Here is an 18,837-nt window from a genome sequence, read left to right on the forward strand (position 1 = left end):
CAAACTGAAGCTCCACTTTCCGGTGCAGTTCGCACAAGACGATACCACCCATTAATGGAGCATGCTAGTAAGGCGAGTATATCAAAAAAACGATGCCGCGTCTATGAACCCTTCGCCTATCCTTGGGGCACTTGTTCGCTCGAAAAAATCGGTACGATCGTCCCATCGCTCTTCCGCACAAGCAGAGCACCTTGCTCATTAAGACCGACCGGCGTTGCCATGGTTTCCCCGCTCGAGAGAATCAGTCTTGTCGGTTTATTCAGCGTAACCGACAGCGCCTCCCATAACATTCGAATCGGACCGAAGCCATCCTTCTGATAGATCGTATAAAGCTGCTCGAACTGTTCGAAGAATCCTGCGATTATATCAGCTCGATCAAGCGGCTTTCCAAGCTCGATCTGAAGCGAAGTTGCGATATCCAGCAGCTCCTGCGGGAAGTCGTCAGCCGTTAGATTGACGCTGATTCCTATGCCGGCAATGACGTAACGCAGCCGTTCTTCCTCAGCGGTGGACTCCAGCAGAATGCCGCTGATTTTCTTGCCGCCGATCAGCAGGTCGTTTGGCCATTTGATGCCGATATCGAGCGGCGCGGCGATAGCTCGCAGCGCTCGGCAGAGTGCCACCGCTGTCAGCAGCGTTAACTGCGGAGCAAAATGCAAAGGCATGCCCGGCCTCAAAATAAAGCTCATATAAATCCCTTTTCCTGAAGGCGACACCCATTTGCGTCCCAACCGTCCACGGCCGCTCGTTTGCTGCTCTGCAATCACAAGGGTGCCTTCTTCCGCACCTTCTTCTGCCAATCGCTGCGCAATATTTTGCGTGGAATCAACGGAATCGAACATGCGGATCTTCTGTATGATCGAAGTTCCTTTGCTCTGCAGCTTCATCGTCAGTTCCTGCGGAGTGAGCTTAGAAGGACGGCCGATTAACCGATAGCCTAAACGCCTCGAAGCTTCGATCTGGTAGCCTGCGGCTTCCAGCTTCTTAATATGCTTCCAAACCGCGGTTCGGCTGATTTGGAGCTCTTGACTTAGCAGTTCGCCTGAAAGATAACCGGTCGATTGCTGCTCTAACAGCTCTAGTATACGATTCATGTTAACTCCTCTTGGACTTCCGATCTAGGGTTATGGACCATTGCCGCTGCTGCCTGGAGCAATGTTTGTTTGTCATTCGGAATTTCTCCTGCAGCCACCGCTTGCAGCAGCTCATTTAACAGACCGCCAAGCCACGGTCCCGATGTTTGCTTCGAGATAGCAAGAAGATCCGTTCCTTTGACAGCCAGCTCACGGATCGAAGAAGCCGGTACGGCCTCCAGCCACGCGTAAAGCTGTTCTAATATAGTATTGGACATCCCTGCCTCTGCCGAAACAAGCTCAGGGATGGCTGTCCCTATTCGCAGCCACTGCTGCGCAGCTTGTTTCTCATATTGCAAAAGAAGACGAATCCACTTCCGACGTCCACTCTCGTCCAATTCAAAATCAACCTGCAGCGCGGTATGAATGCCAATTACAGCCTTCAATTGCGTGCTGCGAGCCGTGGCATAACGGAGCCTTGCGAACAGCTCATCGGCTTGTCCTTGGTCGAGCCGAAGCGCCATGCAAAGCGCAGCCCAGCGATCCTCATCGGCTTCCAGCCGTGTCATGGTTTGCACCACGGCGTCTCTGCTATTGCCGGCAGCTTGCAATGACGCCTCTTCATGCGCCTGCTTATACTGTTCCGCCGACGCTACCAGGAGGTGCGGCAGCGGTTCTTTCGTATGCTTCAGCAGACCGCTGACCGCAAGATATGCGGCTGCGCGTGCAGGATCACTGCCGCTGATCATTTTGTCGAACTCCAGGCCAATTCGCTCCATCGCGATATGTGCCAGCAGATGTTTGTGCCGCAAAATCGCGCGCCAAGTCTGCACGGCAATCCGCAGATCGAATGAAGCGGCAAAACGCACCGCGCGCACAATGCGCAGCGCATCCTCCTGCAGTCTCGCATCCGGATCACCGACGCAGCGAAGCACACCTTCGCGAAGATCCCGCTGTCCGCCGAATGGATCATAGATCGATCCGTCACTGCGCATCGCCATGCTGTTTATGGTGAAATCACGGCGAAGCAGATCCTCGTCCAAGCTCTTCACGAATTGCACCTGAGCAGGCCGCCTAAACTTCTCATAGGCCGATTCCGTGCGGAATGTGGTCACCTCGTAAGTTATACGCTCGTGTACTACCGTTATGGTTCCATGCTGCAGGCCGGTAGGAATCGTATGCGGGAATGCAGCAATCACCTGCTCCGGAGATGCTGCAGTGGCAATATCGACATCCTTGAGCGTCCGTCCCGTAATCGTGTCGCGGACGCAGCCGCCTACAAACACCGATTCATGCCCTAAGCTTTCAAGTGTATGAAGCAAAGGGAGCGCCCTTGTCAGCGCATCACTCCACGACATCGGCACTCCCCTCCTAAGGTTTATTATTCATCGTTCATCGTGTTTCATTAATCGCAGACCGGCACCGGAATTTCAGCTTCTATCCCGAGTACTTTGTAGTAGATACGCTCGTATTCAGCCGTAATCAAATCATTACAGAACTGACGGCGCGCCCGGTGAAGGCAAGCTTCACGGACTTTTCGGTACAGCTCAGGATTGCGAAGCAATTGAATCGCATTGGCTGCCATGCTGTCTGTATCGCCAATCGGCGATAAGTAGCCTGTTTCGCCATGCGTGACAAGCTCGGGAATACCTCCGGCAATCGATCCGATCGTCGGAACGCCGCAGGCCATGGCCTCCAGCGCAACAAGTCCGAAGCTTTCTTTCTCAGAAGGCAGCAGCATGACGTCCGCGATCGAGATTACCTGCGCCACATCATCTTGTTTGCCGAGGAAATGAACCCGATCTTGCAAGCCAAGCTGGCGAATGCGCTGCTGGACCTTCGGCAGATCCGGCCCTTCGCCGACAAGAAGCAGGCGGCTTGGCAGTTCTTTAGACACCTTAGCAAAGATATCTACGACATCGCTTAGCCGTTTAACCGGTCTGAAATTGGAAATATGCATTAATATTTTCTCGTCTTTACTCGCAAAATCGCTTCGCAGCGAGCTGCATTCCCGCGGGTAATAGACGCGTTTGTCGACAAAGTTATAGGTGAGCTCAATTGGTTTCGTAATATCGAGCAGCTCGCGCGTTTCACAAATCAGATCATTCGATACCGCCGTCACCGCATCGCTCTTGTTAATGCCCATCCGGATCAAATCCTTGAGCGACTCATCCTGCGCAAGCACCGTAATGTCTGTTCCATGCAGCGTCGTAACGGTCTTCAGCTGATCGCCGACCATCTGCTTCGCCAGGAACGCACAGACGGCATGAGGAACCGCGTAATGGACATGAAGAACATCCAGCTGCTGATTTTTGACGACCTGCGCCATTTTACTGGCTAATGATAAATCATAAGGCGGATAACGGAATACGTAATAATCGTTTACTTCCACTTCATGATAAAAAATGTTTTTCTGGAATTGTCCAAGACGGAAAGGAACGCTATGAGTAATAAAATGAATTTCATGCCCCTTCTCTGCAAGAAGCTTTCCAAGCTCCGTTGCAACAACGCCGGAGCCGCCTAGTGTCGGATAACAAGTAATCCCGATTTTCAAGCGTTTGGCCATGTCTTCCACCTCCTGTTGTACAACGCTATGGCTTACAGATAAACGATTTCGCCATCCTTCGAGCAAATGAACTCGTTTTTCCAATTATATGCCCTAATTTAGGCGAATTTCGCTACCTCAAACCATTCACTAAAATAAAGTTACCGTATGCGGGCGCTTTATTGCAAATCCTTCCGCATATGCCCAGCCTCTCGTCTGCCCGAGTAACATGTCCCGCGCTTCAACACGCTGAATATAGCGATCGGTAAGCGGCGTCTGTACGCGGTCTTCTCCTTGCTCCGGAGGCGCAAACTGTGAGCGATAGGCTTGAAGCGATCTAATCTTCGTCTCCATATGCTCGCTAATATCGGTAATGAGACTGACCTCATTGCTGTCGTTTATGTAATAGAAGTATAGCTGCTCTACATTTACAGGGGGCAGTCCCGGCAAATAATTGCGAAGCTTGGCATTGAACACCGCTTCTTCGATCAGTCTGCTGCAGCTGACATGATCCGGATGCCTGTCCGACCAATAAGGCGCGAAGACAAGACGCGGTCGCAAACGGCGAATTTCCGTTACGATCGCCTCGATCTGATCGGCTGCTCCGGTTAAGCCCCTGTCCGGCAGTCTCAGTGTCGAACGATACGATAAGCCAAGCACCAAAGAAGCTTCGGCAGCTTCCTGCCGCCTTGTTTCCACGGTGCCGTTAGAAGACATCTCTGCTTCCGTCAAATCGCAGATGGCTACCTTATAGCCTTCTGAAGTATGTTTGGCAATTGTTCCGCCCATGCCGATTTCAACATCATCAGGATGGGCGCCGAATGCAAGCATATCAACGGCTTCGATCATTCCGCTTCACCCGGCTTATATTTGTGAACGAGCTCACGCCACGCGAAGTCGCCGCGTTGCAGCGCTCTGACCAGCAGCTCGCCTGTAGCGACATTCGTTGCTACAGGTATTCCTTGCACATCGCAAAGCCTCAATAAGGCAATGATGTCCGGCTCGTGCGGCTGCGCCATTAAGGGATCGCGCAAGAAAATAATGAGGTCCATTTCATTTTGAGCTACAAGAGCACCGATTTGCTGATCCCCGCCAAGCGGTCCGGACATGAAGCGATGAATCGACAGCTTCGTTTGCTCCATAATTCGAGTGCCCGTCGTACCTGTCGAATAGAGATTATGACCTTGAAAAACATGCTCGTACGCGATGACAAAGTTAACCATTTCATCTTTCTTTCGATCGTGCGCAATAAACGCGATGTTCATTACCAGCCGCACTCCTCTCCTGAATATCCGCATATGATGTAATTGCGCGGTTTATTAGGTCATTTAGTCCATCAAATGCTCGAAGCCGTAAATAAGTCCTGTATATGTCATTACTTTCTTGCAAGCTGCGCTCACGCCCGGCATGTAACCGGCACGTTCGTAGGAATCATGGCGAATTTTGAGCGTTTGCCCATGACCGCCGAATACAACCTCTTGCTGGGCAAAAACACCCGGTAAACGAACACTATGTATACGGAATCCATTATAATAGCCGCCGCGTGCGCCTTCGATAATTTCTTCTTCCTTCGGGTTCCCTTGGCGCAGCTCTTGGCGTGCAGCCGAGATCAGCTCTGCCGTCTTGATGGACGTCCCAGATGGAGCATCGAGTTTCTGATCCCCGTGGTACTCAATAATTTCAACATGAGGCATGTACTTCGCTGCTTGCGCGGCAAAACGCATCATGAGGATAGCGCCGATAGAGAAGTTTGGAGCAATCAAAGCTCCGATTCCTTTCTCTTTGCACAGCTCGTCCAATTCATTCATTTGCTCAGGCGTTAATCCCGTCGTTCCGATAACCGGACGGACACCGTGAGCAATTGCTATAGTAGTATTGCCATATGCAGCGCTGGGTACTGTAAAATCAACGAGTACATCCGCATTTGCAGCTGCAAGCGCTTCGTCCAGATCCGCGCTGACAGTAACGCCACACGGCTGAAGTCCGACCAATGTACCGGCATCGATCGGACCTGCTGATGGAGATACCGCAGCCGCCAGTGTAAGCATTTCATCTTGTAGTACCATTTTCACGACCTCACGACCCATGCGGCCGCTTGCTCCCATTACTGCAACTCGAATCAATTCCGTCGACATCCTGCTTTCACCTGTTCCTTTTCCGTTTAGTACGTTGACTGTTCGCCCTCAGCATTCGCCGCTTGCGATTCATATCGGCGAACAACCGGCGCGCAGCCGCATGCTCAGGCTCGAGCCTAACCGCCTCGCGGGCGTAGAGAGATGCCTCGTCAAATCGGCTGACCGTCGCATAGGCCGCGCTTAGCATAAGCAGCGCCTCGATATTGAGAGGATCCAGCCTGGATGCTTCATGCAGCAAGGCGAGCGCATCCTCGGTATGCGTTGGCGAACGAGACAACAATCCTTCAGCTTGCAGTACAAGCGCTTTAGCCTTTACTGTTTCCAGATGAAACTGATAAATCACTTGCAAAGGTTCAAGCTGTACCGCTTGTTCTGCATATTGGAGCGCCTTCTGCCATTTTCCGCTGCGGGCACAAGTGATCGAGCATTTATAGTAAGCTGCTCCATTACTCGGTTCCAGCGCAATCGCTTCTTCAAAAAACAGGATTGCCTGTTCGAAATCGCCGCTTAGGATGGCTTCGTAAGCTTTCTTAATACTGCTCTCTCCGTCCATCCGCCCATCCTCCTTGTACACAGGTGATGGTACAGCATATGTAAGGACACGACTTACGGTTCGACGTTTTTTCGTGTCCAGCGATCGGCATCTCTTGTATGAAACTTGTGCATGATACGGTCATGCGCTTCGGTAAGATCGATTCCTAATGAGTTCGCAAAGCAGATGACGATAAATAAGATGTCACCCAGCTCATTCTCGATGGAGTTGTCCGCTTCATCCTTTTTCTTAGGTTTCTCGCCGAATTGATGATTGACCTCACGCGCAAGCTCGCCTACTTCTTCCGACATTCTGGCCAGCATGGACAGCGGACTAAAGTAACCTTCCTTGAACTGGGAGATATACTTGTCGACTTCCCGCTGCAGCTCGGCCATTGATTTCTCTGACACCTTTAAACACCCTCTCTTGACATGAGGTTCTTTTCATATGTTATATCAAAGCGCTTTTGAAAACAATGCTTTTGACAATCCCTGCAAAGAGACATACTATGTTAAAGCCTTCATAATTTTACGACCTTGCGGAAAGGAGAGAATTACCCTTTGAAAACCAATTATGCACAGCTGCTTCGCACGCTTCCGATGGTCATGCTGGGTACAGCCATCTATGCTTTCGGGCTCCATTACTTTCTCATCCCGAATCAGCTCATGGAAGGCGGCGTTACCGGGATCGCGATCCTGCTTAACTACTCGCTCGATTGGCCGCTTTCCATCTCGACGCTGGTGCTCAACATCCCTCTTTACTTTATAGGATGGAAAGTGCTTGGGCGCTCCCATACCGGCTATACGATATTCGGCAGTGTGTCCTTGTCTTTTTTTCTCTACTTAATGGAGAAAATGATCGAGGCAGGTTGGATTGTGCCGTTTCAAACCTCTAATGACTACATACTCGCTGCACTATATGCAGGTGTAACGCTCGGGGCAGGTCTTGGAATCGTGTTCCGCTTCGGAGGTACTACCGGCGGCGTTGACATCATTGCCCGCATAGCCTCTAAGCTGCGAGGCTGGAGCATGGGACAAGTCATTCTAACACTCGATATTATCATTATCGGCGTCTCGCTTCTCTACATATCGAAAGAGAAAGTGTTGTATACGCTCGTGGCCGTATTCATTGCATCGAAGATGATCGATTTCATCCAAGAAGGCGCTTATGCGGCAAAGGCATTCTCCATCATCACCGAAGCCGGCGATGAAATTGGACTGCAAATAACCAAAGAAATGGAACGCGGCGTGACCATTTTTCCAGCGAAAGGCGCATATTCAGGCAAACAAAAACAGGTCCTCTACTGCGTCGTCGCCCGTCATGAAATCCGACAGTTGAAATCGATCGTTCGCAGTATAGACCCGCTTGCTTTTATCGTCATATCCGAAGTACATGATGTGCTTGGTGAAGGGTTCAAAGAAGAATAACGACTCTTATTTGAACCGCTCGCGCGGAAACGGAACCCCGTTCAGCTGCTGCCTGTATTTGCGCCAGCCGGCCAGAGCCAGAATCGCCATAACGAAAGCCGCAATAAACATCTCCGCGATTTGGGCGCGTCCATTGCGCAGACTGCCAATGGTCGTTCCCGGCGGAATTACTTCCGCTATTGCCGCTTCCCCATCCGAATGCCTGAATAATTGATTTGCGGCATGATCCAGCCCGCTCAGCGCAATTTGCACCGCTTCCGGATTAGCCGTACCACCCTCGACCCCTGCAAGCACCTGCTCCGCATACGACATCTGTTCCTTCAATAGACGCAAGCTGGCTTCATCCCGCTGCATAAGTGCAGCAACCTCGAAACGTTCCACATGTTCCTTGTAAATTCCTAACGTCACCGCGGCTGCTTCCGCACGTCCCTCGGACTGCATCTGCCACGCTGTCCGGATCCGTTGTTCATCTTCTCGCAGTATACCTTCATATTGCAGCCACAGCGGCACATTCGGCCTGTTTAATGCATCGCTCGCCAGCTTTAGTCTGGCCGCCTGCGTATACCATAACCCGCTTGCATGCTTTTGCAAGAGCGCATCCTTGGCCAGCTCCATACTTTCGTCAAAAGCAGTCCAGCCTGCAGCGGTCCCGCTTGTACGTACAGCCTTTGCCGCCGATAATGTTTCAAGCCGCTGCAGCAGGGTAAATACCAACTGGCGGTTCGACCCATAGGCAGCCGTATAAATTTGATCCGACAATGTACTTAATTGTGCGATCGCATTGGACCCTTCATCGGTACCAGGCTTCAATGTCGATGCAGGCTTGGCCAAATTTCCGGCAGCATAAGTAGATAGATTGCATCCGGAAAGCAGCACGATAATCACTACACTGCATAACAGCGCGAATAACGTTGATGAACGCATGCTCTCATCCCCCCCATTATCAAGGTATGGGGGGATGTCCAAACTTAGACCTTGCGAAATGAGATAAAGAGCCAAGTCGAGAGCAAGCTGACGACGGATAACCCCATCGTAAAGGACTGAATTGCCGGCAAATCATTCTCCAACACATCCGGAAGCCACGGATAGATGAAATACGTATAATCCATCGTATCATTCAGCAGCAGCCACAAGAGCGCCAGAAAAGCGGCAAAACGGCCAAACACCATAAATCGGATATAAATCAGCGCTTCCACCGCCATCGCCAAATGGGAAACAATCAGCATGTAATGCTGCCATTCAAGAGGATCGCCTTGCGCCGCACCGGCAGCGATCATCGTGACTGCCCAGATGCCGTACTTAATTGAGGTGACGACGCCAAGCGCTTCAATAATGGACCGCAGTCCTATGTAGAATGGATTCGGCTTCGCAAGTACCGGAAAGATAAGAAACAGCAGTGATAAGGTAAAGAACAAGCTGGCTGTCGGGCTGTCCGGTACAAAAACAATCCGCCAAAACGGATGAAATTGCAGCGTGTATTCCATTTGCTTGCCATACCAAATGTAACCGTATACAGTTCCTGCTGCATTCGTTAACACCATCAGCCAGAGGAACAGCCGATTCGTCCACAAAGCGCGGCTCCACAAGAATCCCGCAGACTTCAACACCAGATCACTCTCCTTCTGGACAACGTTGCAAAAGGCAACATTAGTTTATAAAAAAACCTGATCGCAGCGTACGATCAGGTTTAGTTTGTGCTATTGTTTATTCTGCTTTTTGCTTCGCAAGCCAAGTTGTCAGTTGATCGATTTCTTCAGCTGTCAGCTTGTCTTTGAATGCAGGCATGTTGTTTTTACCGTTTGTTACGATATCAACAAGCTCTTCCTTGCTGAATTCGTCACCGATACCATGGAAAGATGGAATTCCGGCGCTTTCGTTACCTTTCAGATCCGCACCATGACAAGCTACGCATTGTGCTTTCTTAGTCAGTTCGACAGCTGGATCATCTTTATCCACGAGCGGAACTTCAACAGCTGCTGCTTCGCCACCGCCGCCGCCAGATTCTGCGGCTTTCTCTGCAGCTTCACGCGCTTTCTCTTCACGAACGATATGCTCGGGAATCGTGTTAGTCAACTTCAGCTCGTGCTGGTAGTGATCCCACGATTGCTTCGTTAGATAGAAGACGGAAATAAGCGACATGAACATTAGGATCGAAGTAATCGGGCGTCTGTAGAAACGACGCTCTTTACCTGTATCCAGGAATGGAGCCAGCATCAGCGCGCCGAATGCGATACCCGGAACGCCTACTGTACCCAGAACGACATAGTCCTTCGATACGTATTGCAATTTAAGGAATTGATACAGGAACAGGAAGTACCAGTCCGGCATCGGAATAAAAGCAGCATTCGTAGGATCCGCCGGATAACCGAGCGGAGCTGCTTCTGAAATCGTCAGAACAAGGAATCCAACGAGTACGACAACACCAACCATCCACTCCTTAAGCAGGAAGTTCGGAATAAATGCTTCCGATTTGCCTGGATAAGCGGAATAGTCAGGTGGTGTGATCGGTCCAGTTACCGCTTTTTTACGAACCCGCGAGTCACCAACGAATACAACTTTTTCGTTTGATTTGTGGCCGTGTGCCATTCGCAAAATGCCTCCTTTCGGCTTATAGTGGTCCCGAAATACCTTGCTTCCGGATCATAAAGAAATGTGCCGCAAGAAGCGCAAGCAGTGCGCCTGGCAAGAAGAAGACGTGGATAGCGAAGAAGCGCGTCAGCGTTTCTGCGCCTACGATCTCGCCGCCTTGCATCAATTCTTTGATATATGTACCGATGTACGGTACGGATTCCGCGATTTGAATACCAACCTTCGTCGCGAAGTAGGCTTTGTTATCCCAAGGAAGCAGGTAGCCTGTGAATCCGAGGCCCAGCATGATGAAGAAAATCAACATCCCGACAACCCAGTTCATTTCGCGCGGCGCCTTGTATGAACCTGTAAAGAATACGCGAAGCGTATGTAGGAACATCATGACGATTACGAGTGATGCACCCCAGTGATGCATACCGCGAACGATACCGCCGAATGCCACTTTGTGCTGGAGATAGTCAACGCTCTTATAAGCATTGATAATATCCGGTACGAAGTACATCGTCAGGAACATACCCGACAAAATTTGAATGACTGTGATGAAAAACGTCAATCCGCCAAAGCAGTACACGAATGCGGAGAAATGATGAGCAGGGTTAACGTGCTCCGGAACTTCATGGTCCGCAACGTCCCTCCACATCGGCGTAATATCAAGACGTTCGTCAATCCAGTTGTATACACCTTTTAACATCTGAGCTTACGCCTCCTTATACCCGTGTATTTGCTTTAATTGGTCCAAGATATACCCAGTCGTTCTCGATTTTGAGGTCATACTCATCGAGAGGCTTAGGTGCTACAATCAAGTTCTTACCGTCCTTGGTGTAGTGGGCGTTATGACACGGACAAACATACTCATTGTTTTTCTCCGTGTTCCACGCGATCGTGCATCCCAAATGCTTACACACCGGGGAAAGCGCGAATGCTTTACCTTGATCGTCAGTTGAAATCCAAGCCGTTAATTCCGGATCGCTGACGTACCAGCCGTCAACCTGATGAATTTTAAATTTAAATTCCTGAGGTTCGTTCGTAAGCTTGTTTGCTTCGACAACTTTAATCCAGGTACCGCCGGATTTTTTCTTCAAAATCGGGTCAACCGCAAAACGTATCATCGGAAGTGACATGCCTGCAGCCATGAATGCGCCTGCGCCTCCAAGCGTATACGACAAAAATTGACGTCGTGACATTCCGCTCCGTTTCACCGGGCGATGCGAATTTTCGTGTTGTTCATGGTTACTCATCTTCTGTTCTACCCCCTTTGCTGAGCCATATCTTGTGTTCTGCCGGAGAAGGCAAAACATATGATGAACTAGGACATTACCTATAATAGCCTAGGTGATTTGGAGCGTCAAGAATATGGCGGGCAATTTGCTGTTCGGATCAAAAACGCTTCTTAGATTTGTTATCATTTTGTCACAATTGACCTTGTCTGGCATTTGTTTTTCCCCAAGAGCTGTCACCTTATGCAATCTAATGCCATAGCAGCATAAGATTACTACGCTCTTCCGAGCCAAAGCTTCCGAACAGCGTCACTAACCTCGGCTGCGCTGGGTATTTGACCGCTTTCGACAGGCTGGATGATCAGGTCCGAACCTGTTTCGACGCCTTCGCTTGCGACATAAAATGCGGTTACAATAATGACATGCTTAAAGCCGATTCCACGTAAATTGTCACAAACTCCCTTAAGCTGCGTTATGAATGCCGGCGTCCATTCGCCGTATTGACAAGCCGGGTATGTAACGATCCTTCCTTTGAACGGATTCTCAATTAAGTCTAGTACATCTCGAAGCCGTTCCAGTGCAGCGGTTGCTTCATGCGGCATTTCGCCTCCCGTTAATCCGGTAACCGGCAGTACTGCTGTGTCCAGATAAGGCTGCAGCTCCGCCCACTGCTCAGCGCTTAGTTCGCTGAATTTCATTCCTCTCACCATTCCTTCATCTTAAGCATGCGTCAAACGTTCTTAGGGTATTCTAGCATCTAACCTATCATACCTCCACAAAAAAAAGCCCGCAAGCCGCTTGTCGGAGAACTCCGAAACGCGGACTGCAGACTTGGCTTTAGGCAGCGTGAACTGCTGCTTGCTTATGCGTATAAAGACTTCAGCTCGTCGGTCAGGCGACGGAATTTATCCTTGTCGCCGGAGGCAAGCGCCTGATCAATGGCTTGATAAAGCTTATCCCTACGGAATTTGAGTACAGCTTCATCAAGTAACATTTCTGCAGCAAGCCCGAGCATCACTTCGTACGATACTTTCATTTTGTCCATAGGATACACCTCCAACACTGCGTTTAAGAGATCCTATATTCCTTTCCTTACGTAAGCCGCTCTCCATCGTCTTTTGTTGATCAAGGCCGATCGTCTTTCTTGTCTTAAGTTGTGACGATTCCCGCAGGCGAATAAGTGAAAGCGTATAGGTGGGTTCCATCTGTGTAAACCCCATCATTGAGCGAACCGGCTCTACTAAATCATATTCATCACAATGAACTCCGCTAAGGACGATGGCCCTCTTAGGGCCATGAAATGTGCTCATGCCTACCGTTTCCCGTACAAATGCCTTGTTAACGGTTCAGTACAATCGCCTCATCGTCGATGCTTTGCCCCGCCACGATAGTCCTGCCGAGCGGCGTCATCCGAATCACTTGTCCAAATTCAGCATGCTCCCCGATTCTCAGGAGACCCAAATGCATCATCATGCTAATTAGCCGCTGTTCCAGAATCGTTTCAGGCTGATCATAATAGAAGGGTTTAATATAGGGGGTCAGCGTACTCATAATGGTCTCGGCTTTGACCCAGCGGCTTCCAAGCTTATCGATCCAGTGTACGATCGCCCGAATATTGGGAATTGGACTTTTGTAAAGTCTGAGCCAGAATTGATACAGCTTGTCCGGCGGCTCTGACGTTTTCAACACTTGTCTGTCTCTGCCTGCCGGCGTCAGCACAAGCATCGTTTCGGTCTCTGCAATCCATCCTTTATAGAAGCAATAGTCGTACAGGAGCGACATTCGGCTAGGATATTCCTTGATTCTTCTCCCGTAGCCGAAGCGCCATTCCCCTTTCCCCGGAAGCTGTTCCTTCACACCGAACAGCTCAAGAAGCTGCAGGACATTCCGCTTGTACATGTTTCCTTCAGACGTCAGCGAGATTTCGTTCAAGTGAATATAGGTCAGAAGCTGCGAAACATCGTCACCCATTAACATTTGTTCATCCCGGTAAGCATGCGGCTCTTCATCTGTATAAGTAACTTGGGAGACGAGCCTGCGTTCCATCGTTTCTTTAAACCGTTCTTTCAAATCAGTCGGAACCTGGAATAAGTAACGATCCGCTCCGGCATATCCGTTAAACAACCAACCGTATTGCTTAAACCTCGAAATCGTATCTCTCGGCCCGGCTTCAGGCTGTTGTTTCTCTTTGGCTGCTTTGGTCTTGCTGGTCGGCTTCACCTTGGCCTTAGTATTGTCTTTAGCTTTGGAGGTGCGGCTTTTCTTGGGCTCGGCCGTCGTTTCGACAGCAGAAACCGATTGGCCAATTCCGTTATCCGTCAACGCATCCGCTTCTGTACTGCTGAATCTGCTTTGCTGTACACGTGCTATCAGCTCCTCCAAACTGAAAGCATCTCTAGCATCAAACAAGAGAGAATTGATAAATCGAAGATCCTCCAGCTTCATCGCTCCAATTTGTGCCTCAAATACATCCCTGCGATTCACCGTGGATAAAATAGACTGAATCAAATCATTCTTCGAGTTTCCATTGCACTCACATTGATAGGTTGTCGCAATCCGGCTCAGCTGGCCAATGTCCGCGTAGCTAAGCATGTCCGCTAAATTCATCTATCAAACCTCCGTTCCCGGCCCCGCTTGCAGGTTTACTACCATTATGGGAACATTGGCGAAATTTATAACCTCCGAGACAAAAAAAGCCACCGACCCAATCATTCTTGGTCAGTGGCTGTTCTTTACCTTATACATTGATGCCCTCAGCTTTGTTGAAGCTGCTCGAGATGAAGCGTGCAGTTATGAAGCAGCGGCGTCCATGCTGCCCCTTCTCGTTCCATGATAGAGAAAGATAAATTGTGGATCGGTTTGTCCGTCAGATCCGCGCACATCGCTTGCAGCAACTGGGCAAGCAAGCTGCCATGCGTCACGACCAGCAAGTTTCTGGCAGGTACAGCAGCTGCAGCTTCCTCCACGAAAGCTAGCGATCGTTCTCGAACGGAAGCATCGTTTTCTTGTCCGCAGTCGCATCGTTTCCAGTTCGGGCCCCATTTAGCCTGACGCTCGGGCTCTGTCGTTCCTTCAATCTCTCCGTAGAACCGTTCGCGAAGTCGCGCATCGCCCGGTAACAACGGAATGCCTAATGTGTCGGCAACGATTCGGGCCGTTTCGACGGCGCGAGACAGGTTGCTGGAAACGACAGCGTCCCATTTCATCGGTTCATGCAGCAGCCGGTAAGCCAGCGCTTGGGCTTGCCTGATTCCTTCACTGTTTAGCGGGATGTCGGTTTGTCCTTGGATTTTGCCAAGTCCGTTCCAGTCTGTCTTACCATGGCGTATGAGTCCGATCCGCAACATTCATTCCCTCTTTCAATGAGAAGTCATCATCTATGTAGACGTATTCGTTAATTTCGTGTACGAGAGAACCAGTTGAGAATGAGTAATGTAATGATAATGCCGAGTAACGATAACGCCACATAGTATTGCGGTACCGTCGGCACTATATTCAGAACGATTGGATCGCTAATGCTGGCAACGGGAACATCTGCGTAGAAGTCTGCGCTGATGACGGAGCTGTCGCTCGCAGCGTTGGCTGTTTCGAGCAATCCCGTCAGCTTTGCCACCTCAACCGAAGAGGAATTTCCGAGTCCCTTCAACAAATAGAAAAGTCCGGAAACGAACATCGCCATGCAGCACGCAATTATAGCCGTCACATTCCTGCGGAATGATTTAGAGAATTGATAGCTACGATTGGAAACGGGCATATACCAGGACTGTTCCGTATAAATACGGTCCATAACCCCGGTATTCAAATGATCGATCGGGCCGATTTCATCGGAATGATCGGAGAAGAACTTGATTAGTTGCTCGCTTTCTTCCCATACACGAAATTCCTCCCTGCATGTCTCGCAGGTCAGAAGATGTTCGTTGACTGACATTCGTTCGCTATCATCTTCGGACAAATCCCAATAGACGCCAAACGATTGTTGTACTTCGAGGCACTTCATCGCATTTTCATCCCCTCGTATTCCTCCAGCATTGGCGATTCGCCGAAATACGGTTCAAGCTGTACTTTGACACTGCTGCGTGCACGAAACAGGAGCGACTTTACGGAGCTTACCGTTTGACCGAGGATATTGGCAATTTCCTGATAATCCAATTGGTCATACTCTCGTAAAATAAGGGCTGATCGCTGTTTCTCCGGCAGGCTGTTAATCGCATCACGAACCATGGACATCCGCTCGCTCTGCAGCAAACGCTGCTCCGGAACGGCTTCCGGCGGCGCGATAGGAATGTATCCGACTTCGTCAAAGGATACGCTGCCTGCTTTCTGCTTGCGCAATTCGCTAAGTACCGTATTTCGTGCTATGGTATACAACCATGTAGAGAAGGAAGCATCAACTTCCCGGAATGAATGCAGACTACGATACGCCTTGTAGAACGTTTCCGAGCATAAATCCTCTGCCAGAAGTTCGAGCTTGGCGCTCTTTAACATGTGGTAGATGAAGGCAAGGATTTTACGTTGGTAGCGCCGCATTAATTCGGAGTATAGCTGTATGTTACCATCTTTGATTTCGCGTATAAGCTGGGAATCCGTCATCGCGGGCGACCCTCCTTGGCCTTAGGAGTGCTCCCGGTTCGGTACTATATTGTACCGACACGAGAGTGAAAAGTTGCGCGATCATTAAAAAAATGTTTCCTCGCATTATTCATTAATTATTTCGTTATATAAACCGAAAATCCTGCTTCTTTCGACATAATGCTTTGACCCACTTTTTTACATAATCTACACCGATTGTAACATGGCTTGCTTCACGTTAGGGTAAAGTTTTCACAAAGATCCGATTCTATATAGTCACATTGACGCGTGTTTCATCTATAAGGCATTCAGTTCACTTGCATTCGTTCTCTCTGTATGTGACGAACGATCCGGGCTTAATGTTTCACCGAAATGGGTATCCGGACAAAAAAAAAGACCGCCTATAAGGCGGCCCCGCAAAAATATGCGATGGATTTGGATAGGAGTGGAGAGAAACCATACTGTACCCTTATTATATGTATACGTTTTCATTCTGTCAATAAGCGTTTTCATTTGTGCGCCAACTATTTTAAAAATGAACAGAATACCCAATTAAATCCAGTTTCTGTACAGCGAGATCCAGATCCTCTTGCTTGCGGAAGCTGAGCCTAAGAATTCCAGGTACGTCTTCCCTGCTCTCGATGATTTGGATATTGCTTAAATTGATATTGCTGTTGCCCAGCTCCGTAGCGACATGGCCAATGATGCCGGGATGGTCAGGGACATCAATGTAGCATTCATAGAAGGAATGAATCATTCCTTTGCGCCGCTCCGGCAGCTTGCTCCGAAATTGGCCGGATTGCTGGAAAGCCAGCTCAATACCCGCCCCATCTTCGTTTTGCAGCATATCAATGAAGTCGCTTGTCCCCTCCTGCCACTCGCGCAGCAGCTTTAACAACACTTCCCGGTTATTCACGAGAATGTCGCGCCATACCCCCGGTTCGCTGGATGCGATACGTGTAATATCGCGAAAACCTCCGGCTGCGAGAACGCTGTATAACGAATTGCTTTCATTATAGCCGCGTACCAGGTTCACAAGTGCCACCGCTATGATATGAGGAAGATGACTGATCGCACCGACAATTTCATCATGCTCTTCTGGGGCCACGTGAACAATATGGGCTTTCGTATAGGCAAGCAGTTCAGTCAAACTGTCGATATCTCGCTGAGCCGTCGAGGCATCAGGAGTCAATACGTAGAAAGCATTCTCGAATAAATACGAGGAAGCTGCTTCTACCCCCGAGCGCTCTGAGCCCGCCATCGGATGTCCTCCGATGAATACGGCATTACCTAATTGAGCGTTTCGTGCCGTTGCGGCAACGGAGGCTTTGGTGCTGCCTACATCCGTAATGATGCAGCCCGGCTTTAAATCAAGTCCGCTTAAATCATGCACATATTGCTCCAGCGAGCCTACGGGCACACACAGAAAAATAAAATCCGCGCCTTCTGCCGCCTCGCGCAGAGACGTCGTCGCATGATCGACAACGCCTCTCTCGAGGTACTTGGCTACGGATGATTCACGAACGGAATGGCCGACGACCGTTAAACCCGGTTTGCCTTTAAAGCAAAGCGCGAGCGAGCCGCCGATTAAACCGACGCCGAATATCGCAATTTTCGTCATGGTGTTAACCCAGCACCGCCGCTTCTGAGAGTACTTCTTCCAGCGCGTGAACGAATGCTTCGTTCTGCGCCTGGCTGCCTACCGTAATGCGAATATGGTTCGGGTAGTAGGACCAACGAGCACGGGAGATGATCCCTTTGCGCAGCAGACCGTCGAATACTTGCTGAGAAGGCAGCTTCACATCTACCATCACAAAGTTGCCATGCGCTTCGAAATAGCTAAGACCAAGGCGGTCAAATTGCTCGCACATATAGACGATACCTGCCGCATTGCGCTCCTTGCAGCTATTAAGAAATTCGAGATCGGCAAGCGATGCTTTCGCAGCAGCTTGGCCGAAACGAGACGTGTTGAACGGTTCGCGAACTTGATTGATCGAGCGAATCACGTCTTCGTGACCGACGCCATAGCCGATACGGAGTGAAGCAAGTCCGTAAATTTTGGAGAACGTACGCAATACGATGACGTTCTTAAACTCCGGCAGCAGCGAAATGCCATCCGGATAGCCGGCATCCGTTACATATTCAAAGTAAGCTTCGTCCAGTACAACGATAACGTTCGAAGGCACTTGACGCACGAATGCTTCGAGCTCTTCTTTACGTACGATCGTACCCGTTGGGTTATTAGGATTACAAACCCAAATGATCTTCGTTTTGTCCGTTACTTTAGCCAGCATCGCGGGCAGATCATGCGTACCGTTGTTCAGCGGCACTTCGATGATCGTCGCACCTTCAATTTCGCAGTTATGCTTATATTGCGGGAACGTTTCATCGGCCATAATCGTCTCGTCGCCTGGCGTTAAGTAAGCACGGGCAAGCATAAGAATGACTTCATCGGAACCGGCGCCAAAAATAATCTGTTTCGGCGCAACGCCGAGATATTGTGCTAGATCCTTAGTCAGTTCGACGCTTCCGCCGTCCGGATAGATGCTAATGTTGTTAAGCTCATTCTGAATGGCAGCTTTCGCATGTTCGGAGCTTCCGAACGGATTCTCATTGGATGCGAGCTTAATGACTTCTTTAAGGCCGAGCTCTCTCTTTACTTCTTCAATTGGCTTGCCTGGTTGGTACACTGGCAAATGAACGATACTTTGTTTGGGTTGCACCAATAATCACCTCGTATATGTGGCGTG

General features: G+C 49.7%; 22 protein-coding genes. 1 reads left to right on the forward strand and 21 read right to left on the reverse strand.

The features are described from left to right. Positions 1–116: 116 nt before the first annotated feature. The 8 genes from BM412_RS14025 to BM412_RS14060 all read right to left on the reverse strand — a co-directional run bounded on the left by BM412_RS14025 (position 117) and on the right by BM412_RS14060 (position 6,680). Positions 117–1,094 carry a biotin--[acetyl-CoA-carboxylase] ligase gene (locus BM412_RS14025; protein WP_091218930.1) on the reverse strand — a complete coding sequence of 326 codons (978 nt, stop codon included), beginning with the start codon at positions 1,092–1,094 and terminating at the stop codon, positions 117–119. Continuing rightward, positions 1,091–2,431, reverse strand: coding sequence for a CCA tRNA nucleotidyltransferase (locus tag BM412_RS14030; RefSeq protein ID WP_091218932.1), 1,341 nt, complete (start codon positions 2,429–2,431; stop codon positions 1,091–1,093). The genes BM412_RS14025 and BM412_RS14030 overlap by 4 nt, the downstream gene beginning before the upstream one ends. 47 nt (positions 2,432–2,478) lie before the next feature. Continuing rightward, complete coding sequence (gene bshA / locus BM412_RS14035; RefSeq protein WP_091218935.1) at positions 2,479–3,639, reverse strand: N-acetyl-alpha-D-glucosaminyl L-malate synthase BshA; 1,161 nt, start codon at positions 3,637–3,639, stop codon at positions 2,479–2,481. A 129-nt stretch (positions 3,640–3,768) separates the two neighbouring features. Then, a complete protein-coding gene (bshB1, locus tag BM412_RS14040) occupies positions 3,769–4,467 on the reverse strand; it encodes a bacillithiol biosynthesis deacetylase BshB1 (RefSeq protein ID WP_091218938.1) in 699 nt (232 codons plus the stop codon). After that, on the reverse strand, positions 4,464–4,883 hold the full coding sequence (locus BM412_RS14045; protein WP_090976676.1) for a methylglyoxal synthase: 420 nt from the start codon (positions 4,881–4,883) through the stop codon (positions 4,464–4,466). The genes bshB1 and BM412_RS14045 overlap by 4 nt, the downstream gene beginning before the upstream one ends. Before the next feature lie 63 nt (positions 4,884–4,946). Further along, positions 4,947–5,753: a 4-hydroxy-tetrahydrodipicolinate reductase gene (dapB, locus tag BM412_RS14050; RefSeq protein WP_091218941.1), complete on the reverse strand. Its 807-nt coding sequence runs from the start codon at positions 5,751–5,753 to the stop codon at positions 4,947–4,949. Between the two features lie 7 nt (positions 5,754–5,760). Continuing rightward, positions 5,761–6,306 carry a tetratricopeptide repeat protein gene (locus tag BM412_RS14055; RefSeq protein ID WP_091218943.1) on the reverse strand — a complete coding sequence of 182 codons (546 nt, stop codon included), beginning with the start codon at positions 6,304–6,306 and terminating at the stop codon, positions 5,761–5,763. Between the two features lie 53 nt (positions 6,307–6,359). Beyond that, the gene (locus tag BM412_RS14060; RefSeq protein ID WP_091218949.1) at positions 6,360–6,680 is read right to left on the reverse strand and encodes a nucleotide pyrophosphohydrolase; all 321 of its coding nucleotides are present in this window, start codon (positions 6,678–6,680) and stop codon (positions 6,360–6,362) included. A gap of 204 nt (positions 6,681–6,884) precedes the next feature. On the opposite strand from BM412_RS14060, the gene BM412_RS14065 reads away from it, so the two are divergent. Beyond that, positions 6,885–7,712, forward strand: a complete 828-nt coding sequence (locus tag BM412_RS14065) for a YitT family protein (RefSeq protein WP_091220436.1) — start codon at positions 6,885–6,887, stop codon at positions 7,710–7,712. Positions 7,713–7,718: 6 nt separating this feature from the next. On the opposite strand, the gene BM412_RS14070 is transcribed toward BM412_RS14065, so the two are convergent. The 13 genes from BM412_RS14070 to hisC all read right to left on the reverse strand — a co-directional run bounded on the left by BM412_RS14070 (position 7,719) and on the right by hisC (position 18,810). Continuing rightward, on the reverse strand, positions 7,719–8,636 hold the full coding sequence (locus tag BM412_RS14070) for a sporulation protein YpjB (protein WP_091218952.1): 918 nt from the start codon (positions 8,634–8,636) through the stop codon (positions 7,719–7,721). Between the two features lie 44 nt (positions 8,637–8,680). Beyond that, positions 8,681–9,253, reverse strand: coding sequence for a DUF1405 domain-containing protein (locus BM412_RS14075; protein WP_091220438.1), 573 nt, complete (start codon positions 9,251–9,253; stop codon positions 8,681–8,683). Between the two features lie 163 nt (positions 9,254–9,416). Continuing rightward, positions 9,417–10,298 (reverse strand): menaquinol-cytochrome c reductase cytochrome b/c subunit, encoded by an 882-nt coding sequence (locus BM412_RS14080; protein ID WP_091218954.1) that lies wholly within the window; start codon positions 10,296–10,298, stop codon positions 9,417–9,419. Between the two features lie 22 nt (positions 10,299–10,320). After that, positions 10,321–10,992 carry a menaquinol-cytochrome c reductase cytochrome b subunit gene (qcrB, locus tag BM412_RS14085; RefSeq protein ID WP_090976689.1) on the reverse strand — a complete coding sequence of 224 codons (672 nt, stop codon included), beginning with the start codon at positions 10,990–10,992 and terminating at the stop codon, positions 10,321–10,323. Between the two features lie 16 nt (positions 10,993–11,008). Beyond that, positions 11,009–11,539, reverse strand: coding sequence for a Rieske (2Fe-2S) protein (locus BM412_RS14090; RefSeq protein ID WP_091218957.1), 531 nt, complete (start codon positions 11,537–11,539; stop codon positions 11,009–11,011). A 254-nt stretch (positions 11,540–11,793) separates the two neighbouring features. Beyond that, a complete protein-coding gene (locus BM412_RS14095; RefSeq protein WP_091218960.1) occupies positions 11,794–12,216 on the reverse strand; it encodes a DUF2487 family protein in 423 nt (140 codons plus the stop codon). Between the two features lie 164 nt (positions 12,217–12,380). Further along, on the reverse strand, positions 12,381–12,563 hold the full coding sequence (locus BM412_RS14100) for an IDEAL domain-containing protein (RefSeq protein WP_090976696.1): 183 nt from the start codon (positions 12,561–12,563) through the stop codon (positions 12,381–12,383). Positions 12,564–12,856: 293 nt separating this feature from the next. Next, positions 12,857–14,125 (reverse strand): hypothetical protein, encoded by a 1,269-nt coding sequence (locus BM412_RS14105; protein WP_091218963.1) that lies wholly within the window; start codon positions 14,123–14,125, stop codon positions 12,857–12,859. 146 nt (positions 14,126–14,271) lie between these two features. Beyond that, a complete protein-coding gene (locus BM412_RS14110; protein ID WP_091220439.1) occupies positions 14,272–14,862 on the reverse strand; it encodes a histidine phosphatase family protein in 591 nt (196 codons plus the stop codon). Between the two features lie 50 nt (positions 14,863–14,912). Next, complete coding sequence (locus tag BM412_RS14115) at positions 14,913–15,515, reverse strand: anti-sigma factor family protein (RefSeq protein WP_091218965.1); 603 nt, start codon at positions 15,513–15,515, stop codon at positions 14,913–14,915. Continuing rightward, entirely contained in the window at positions 15,512–16,108 is a 597-nt protein-coding gene (locus BM412_RS14120) for an RNA polymerase sigma factor (protein ID WP_090976703.1), read from the reverse strand. The genes BM412_RS14115 and BM412_RS14120 overlap by 4 nt, the downstream gene beginning before the upstream one ends. 508 nt (positions 16,109–16,616) lie before the next feature. Continuing rightward, complete coding sequence (locus BM412_RS14125) at positions 16,617–17,708, reverse strand: prephenate dehydrogenase (RefSeq protein ID WP_091218968.1); 1,092 nt, start codon at positions 17,706–17,708, stop codon at positions 16,617–16,619. A 4-nt stretch (positions 17,709–17,712) separates the two neighbouring features. After that, a complete protein-coding gene (gene hisC, locus BM412_RS14130; protein ID WP_091218971.1) occupies positions 17,713–18,810 on the reverse strand; it encodes a histidinol-phosphate transaminase in 1,098 nt (365 codons plus the stop codon). Positions 18,811–18,837: the final 27 nt, after the last annotated feature.

Origin of the sequence: Paenibacillus sp. BC26, assembly GCF_900116125.1 — a bacterium.
Taxonomy (GTDB): Bacteria; Bacillota; Bacilli; order Paenibacillales; family Paenibacillaceae; genus Paenibacillus_Z; species Paenibacillus_Z lignilyticus.

What these genes read in the sequence shown, in the direction of transcription:
- bshB1 (WP_091218938.1), bottom strand. Translation starts at nt 4,467, where the DNA reads ATGATCGAAGCCGTTGATATGCTTGCATTCGGCGCCCATCCTGATGAT.
- BM412_RS14060 (WP_091218949.1), bottom strand. Translation starts at nt 6,680, where the DNA reads ATGGCCGAGCTGCAGCGGGAAGTCGACAAGTATATCTCCCAGTTCAAG.
- BM412_RS14070 (WP_091218952.1), bottom strand. Translation starts at nt 8,636, where the DNA reads ATGCGTTCATCAACGTTATTCGCGCTGTTATGCAGTGTAGTGATTATC.
- BM412_RS14045 (WP_090976676.1), bottom strand. Translation starts at nt 4,883, where the DNA reads ATGAACATCGCGTTTATTGCGCACGATCGAAAGAAAGATGAAATGGTT.
- BM412_RS14125 (WP_091218968.1), bottom strand. Translation starts at nt 17,708, where the DNA reads ATGACGAAAATTGCGATATTCGGCGTCGGTTTAATCGGCGGCTCGCTC.
- BM412_RS14065 (WP_091220436.1), top strand. Translation starts at nt 6,885, where the DNA reads ATGGTCATGCTGGGTACAGCCATCTATGCTTTCGGGCTCCATTACTTT.
- BM412_RS14055 (WP_091218943.1), bottom strand. Translation starts at nt 6,306, where the DNA reads ATGGACGGAGAGAGCAGTATTAAGAAAGCTTACGAAGCCATCCTAAGC.
- BM412_RS14120 (WP_090976703.1), bottom strand. Translation starts at nt 16,108, where the DNA reads ATGACGGATTCCCAGCTTATACGCGAAATCAAAGATGGTAACATACAG.
- BM412_RS14115 (WP_091218965.1), bottom strand. Translation starts at nt 15,515, where the DNA reads ATGAAGTGCCTCGAAGTACAACAATCGTTTGGCGTCTATTGGGATTTG.
- BM412_RS14030 (WP_091218932.1), bottom strand. Translation starts at nt 2,431, where the DNA reads ATGTCGTGGAGTGATGCGCTGACAAGGGCGCTCCCTTTGCTTCATACA.
- qcrB (WP_090976689.1), bottom strand. Translation starts at nt 10,992, where the DNA reads ATGTTAAAAGGTGTATACAACTGGATTGACGAACGTCTTGATATTACG.
- BM412_RS14090 (WP_091218957.1), bottom strand. Translation starts at nt 11,539, where the DNA reads ATGAGTAACCATGAACAACACGAAAATTCGCATCGCCCGGTGAAACGG.
- BM412_RS14100 (WP_090976696.1), bottom strand. Translation starts at nt 12,563, where the DNA reads ATGGACAAAATGAAAGTATCGTACGAAGTGATGCTCGGGCTTGCTGCA.
- BM412_RS14095 (WP_091218960.1), bottom strand. Translation starts at nt 12,216, where the DNA reads ATGAAATTCAGCGAACTAAGCGCTGAGCAGTGGGCGGAGCTGCAGCCT.
- dapB (WP_091218941.1), bottom strand. Translation starts at nt 5,753, where the DNA reads ATGTCGACGGAATTGATTCGAGTTGCAGTAATGGGAGCAAGCGGCCGC.
- BM412_RS14105 (WP_091218963.1), bottom strand. Translation starts at nt 14,125, where the DNA reads ATGAATTTAGCGGACATGCTTAGCTACGCGGACATTGGCCAGCTGAGC.
- BM412_RS14080 (WP_091218954.1), bottom strand. Translation starts at nt 10,298, where the DNA reads ATGGCACACGGCCACAAATCAAACGAAAAAGTTGTATTCGTTGGTGAC.
- BM412_RS14025 (WP_091218930.1), bottom strand. Translation starts at nt 1,094, where the DNA reads ATGAATCGTATACTAGAGCTGTTAGAGCAGCAATCGACCGGTTATCTT.
- BM412_RS14075 (WP_091220438.1), bottom strand. Translation starts at nt 9,253, where the DNA reads ATGGTGTTAACGAATGCAGCAGGAACTGTATACGGTTACATTTGGTAT.
- bshA (WP_091218935.1), bottom strand. Translation starts at nt 3,639, where the DNA reads ATGGCCAAACGCTTGAAAATCGGGATTACTTGTTATCCGACACTAGGC.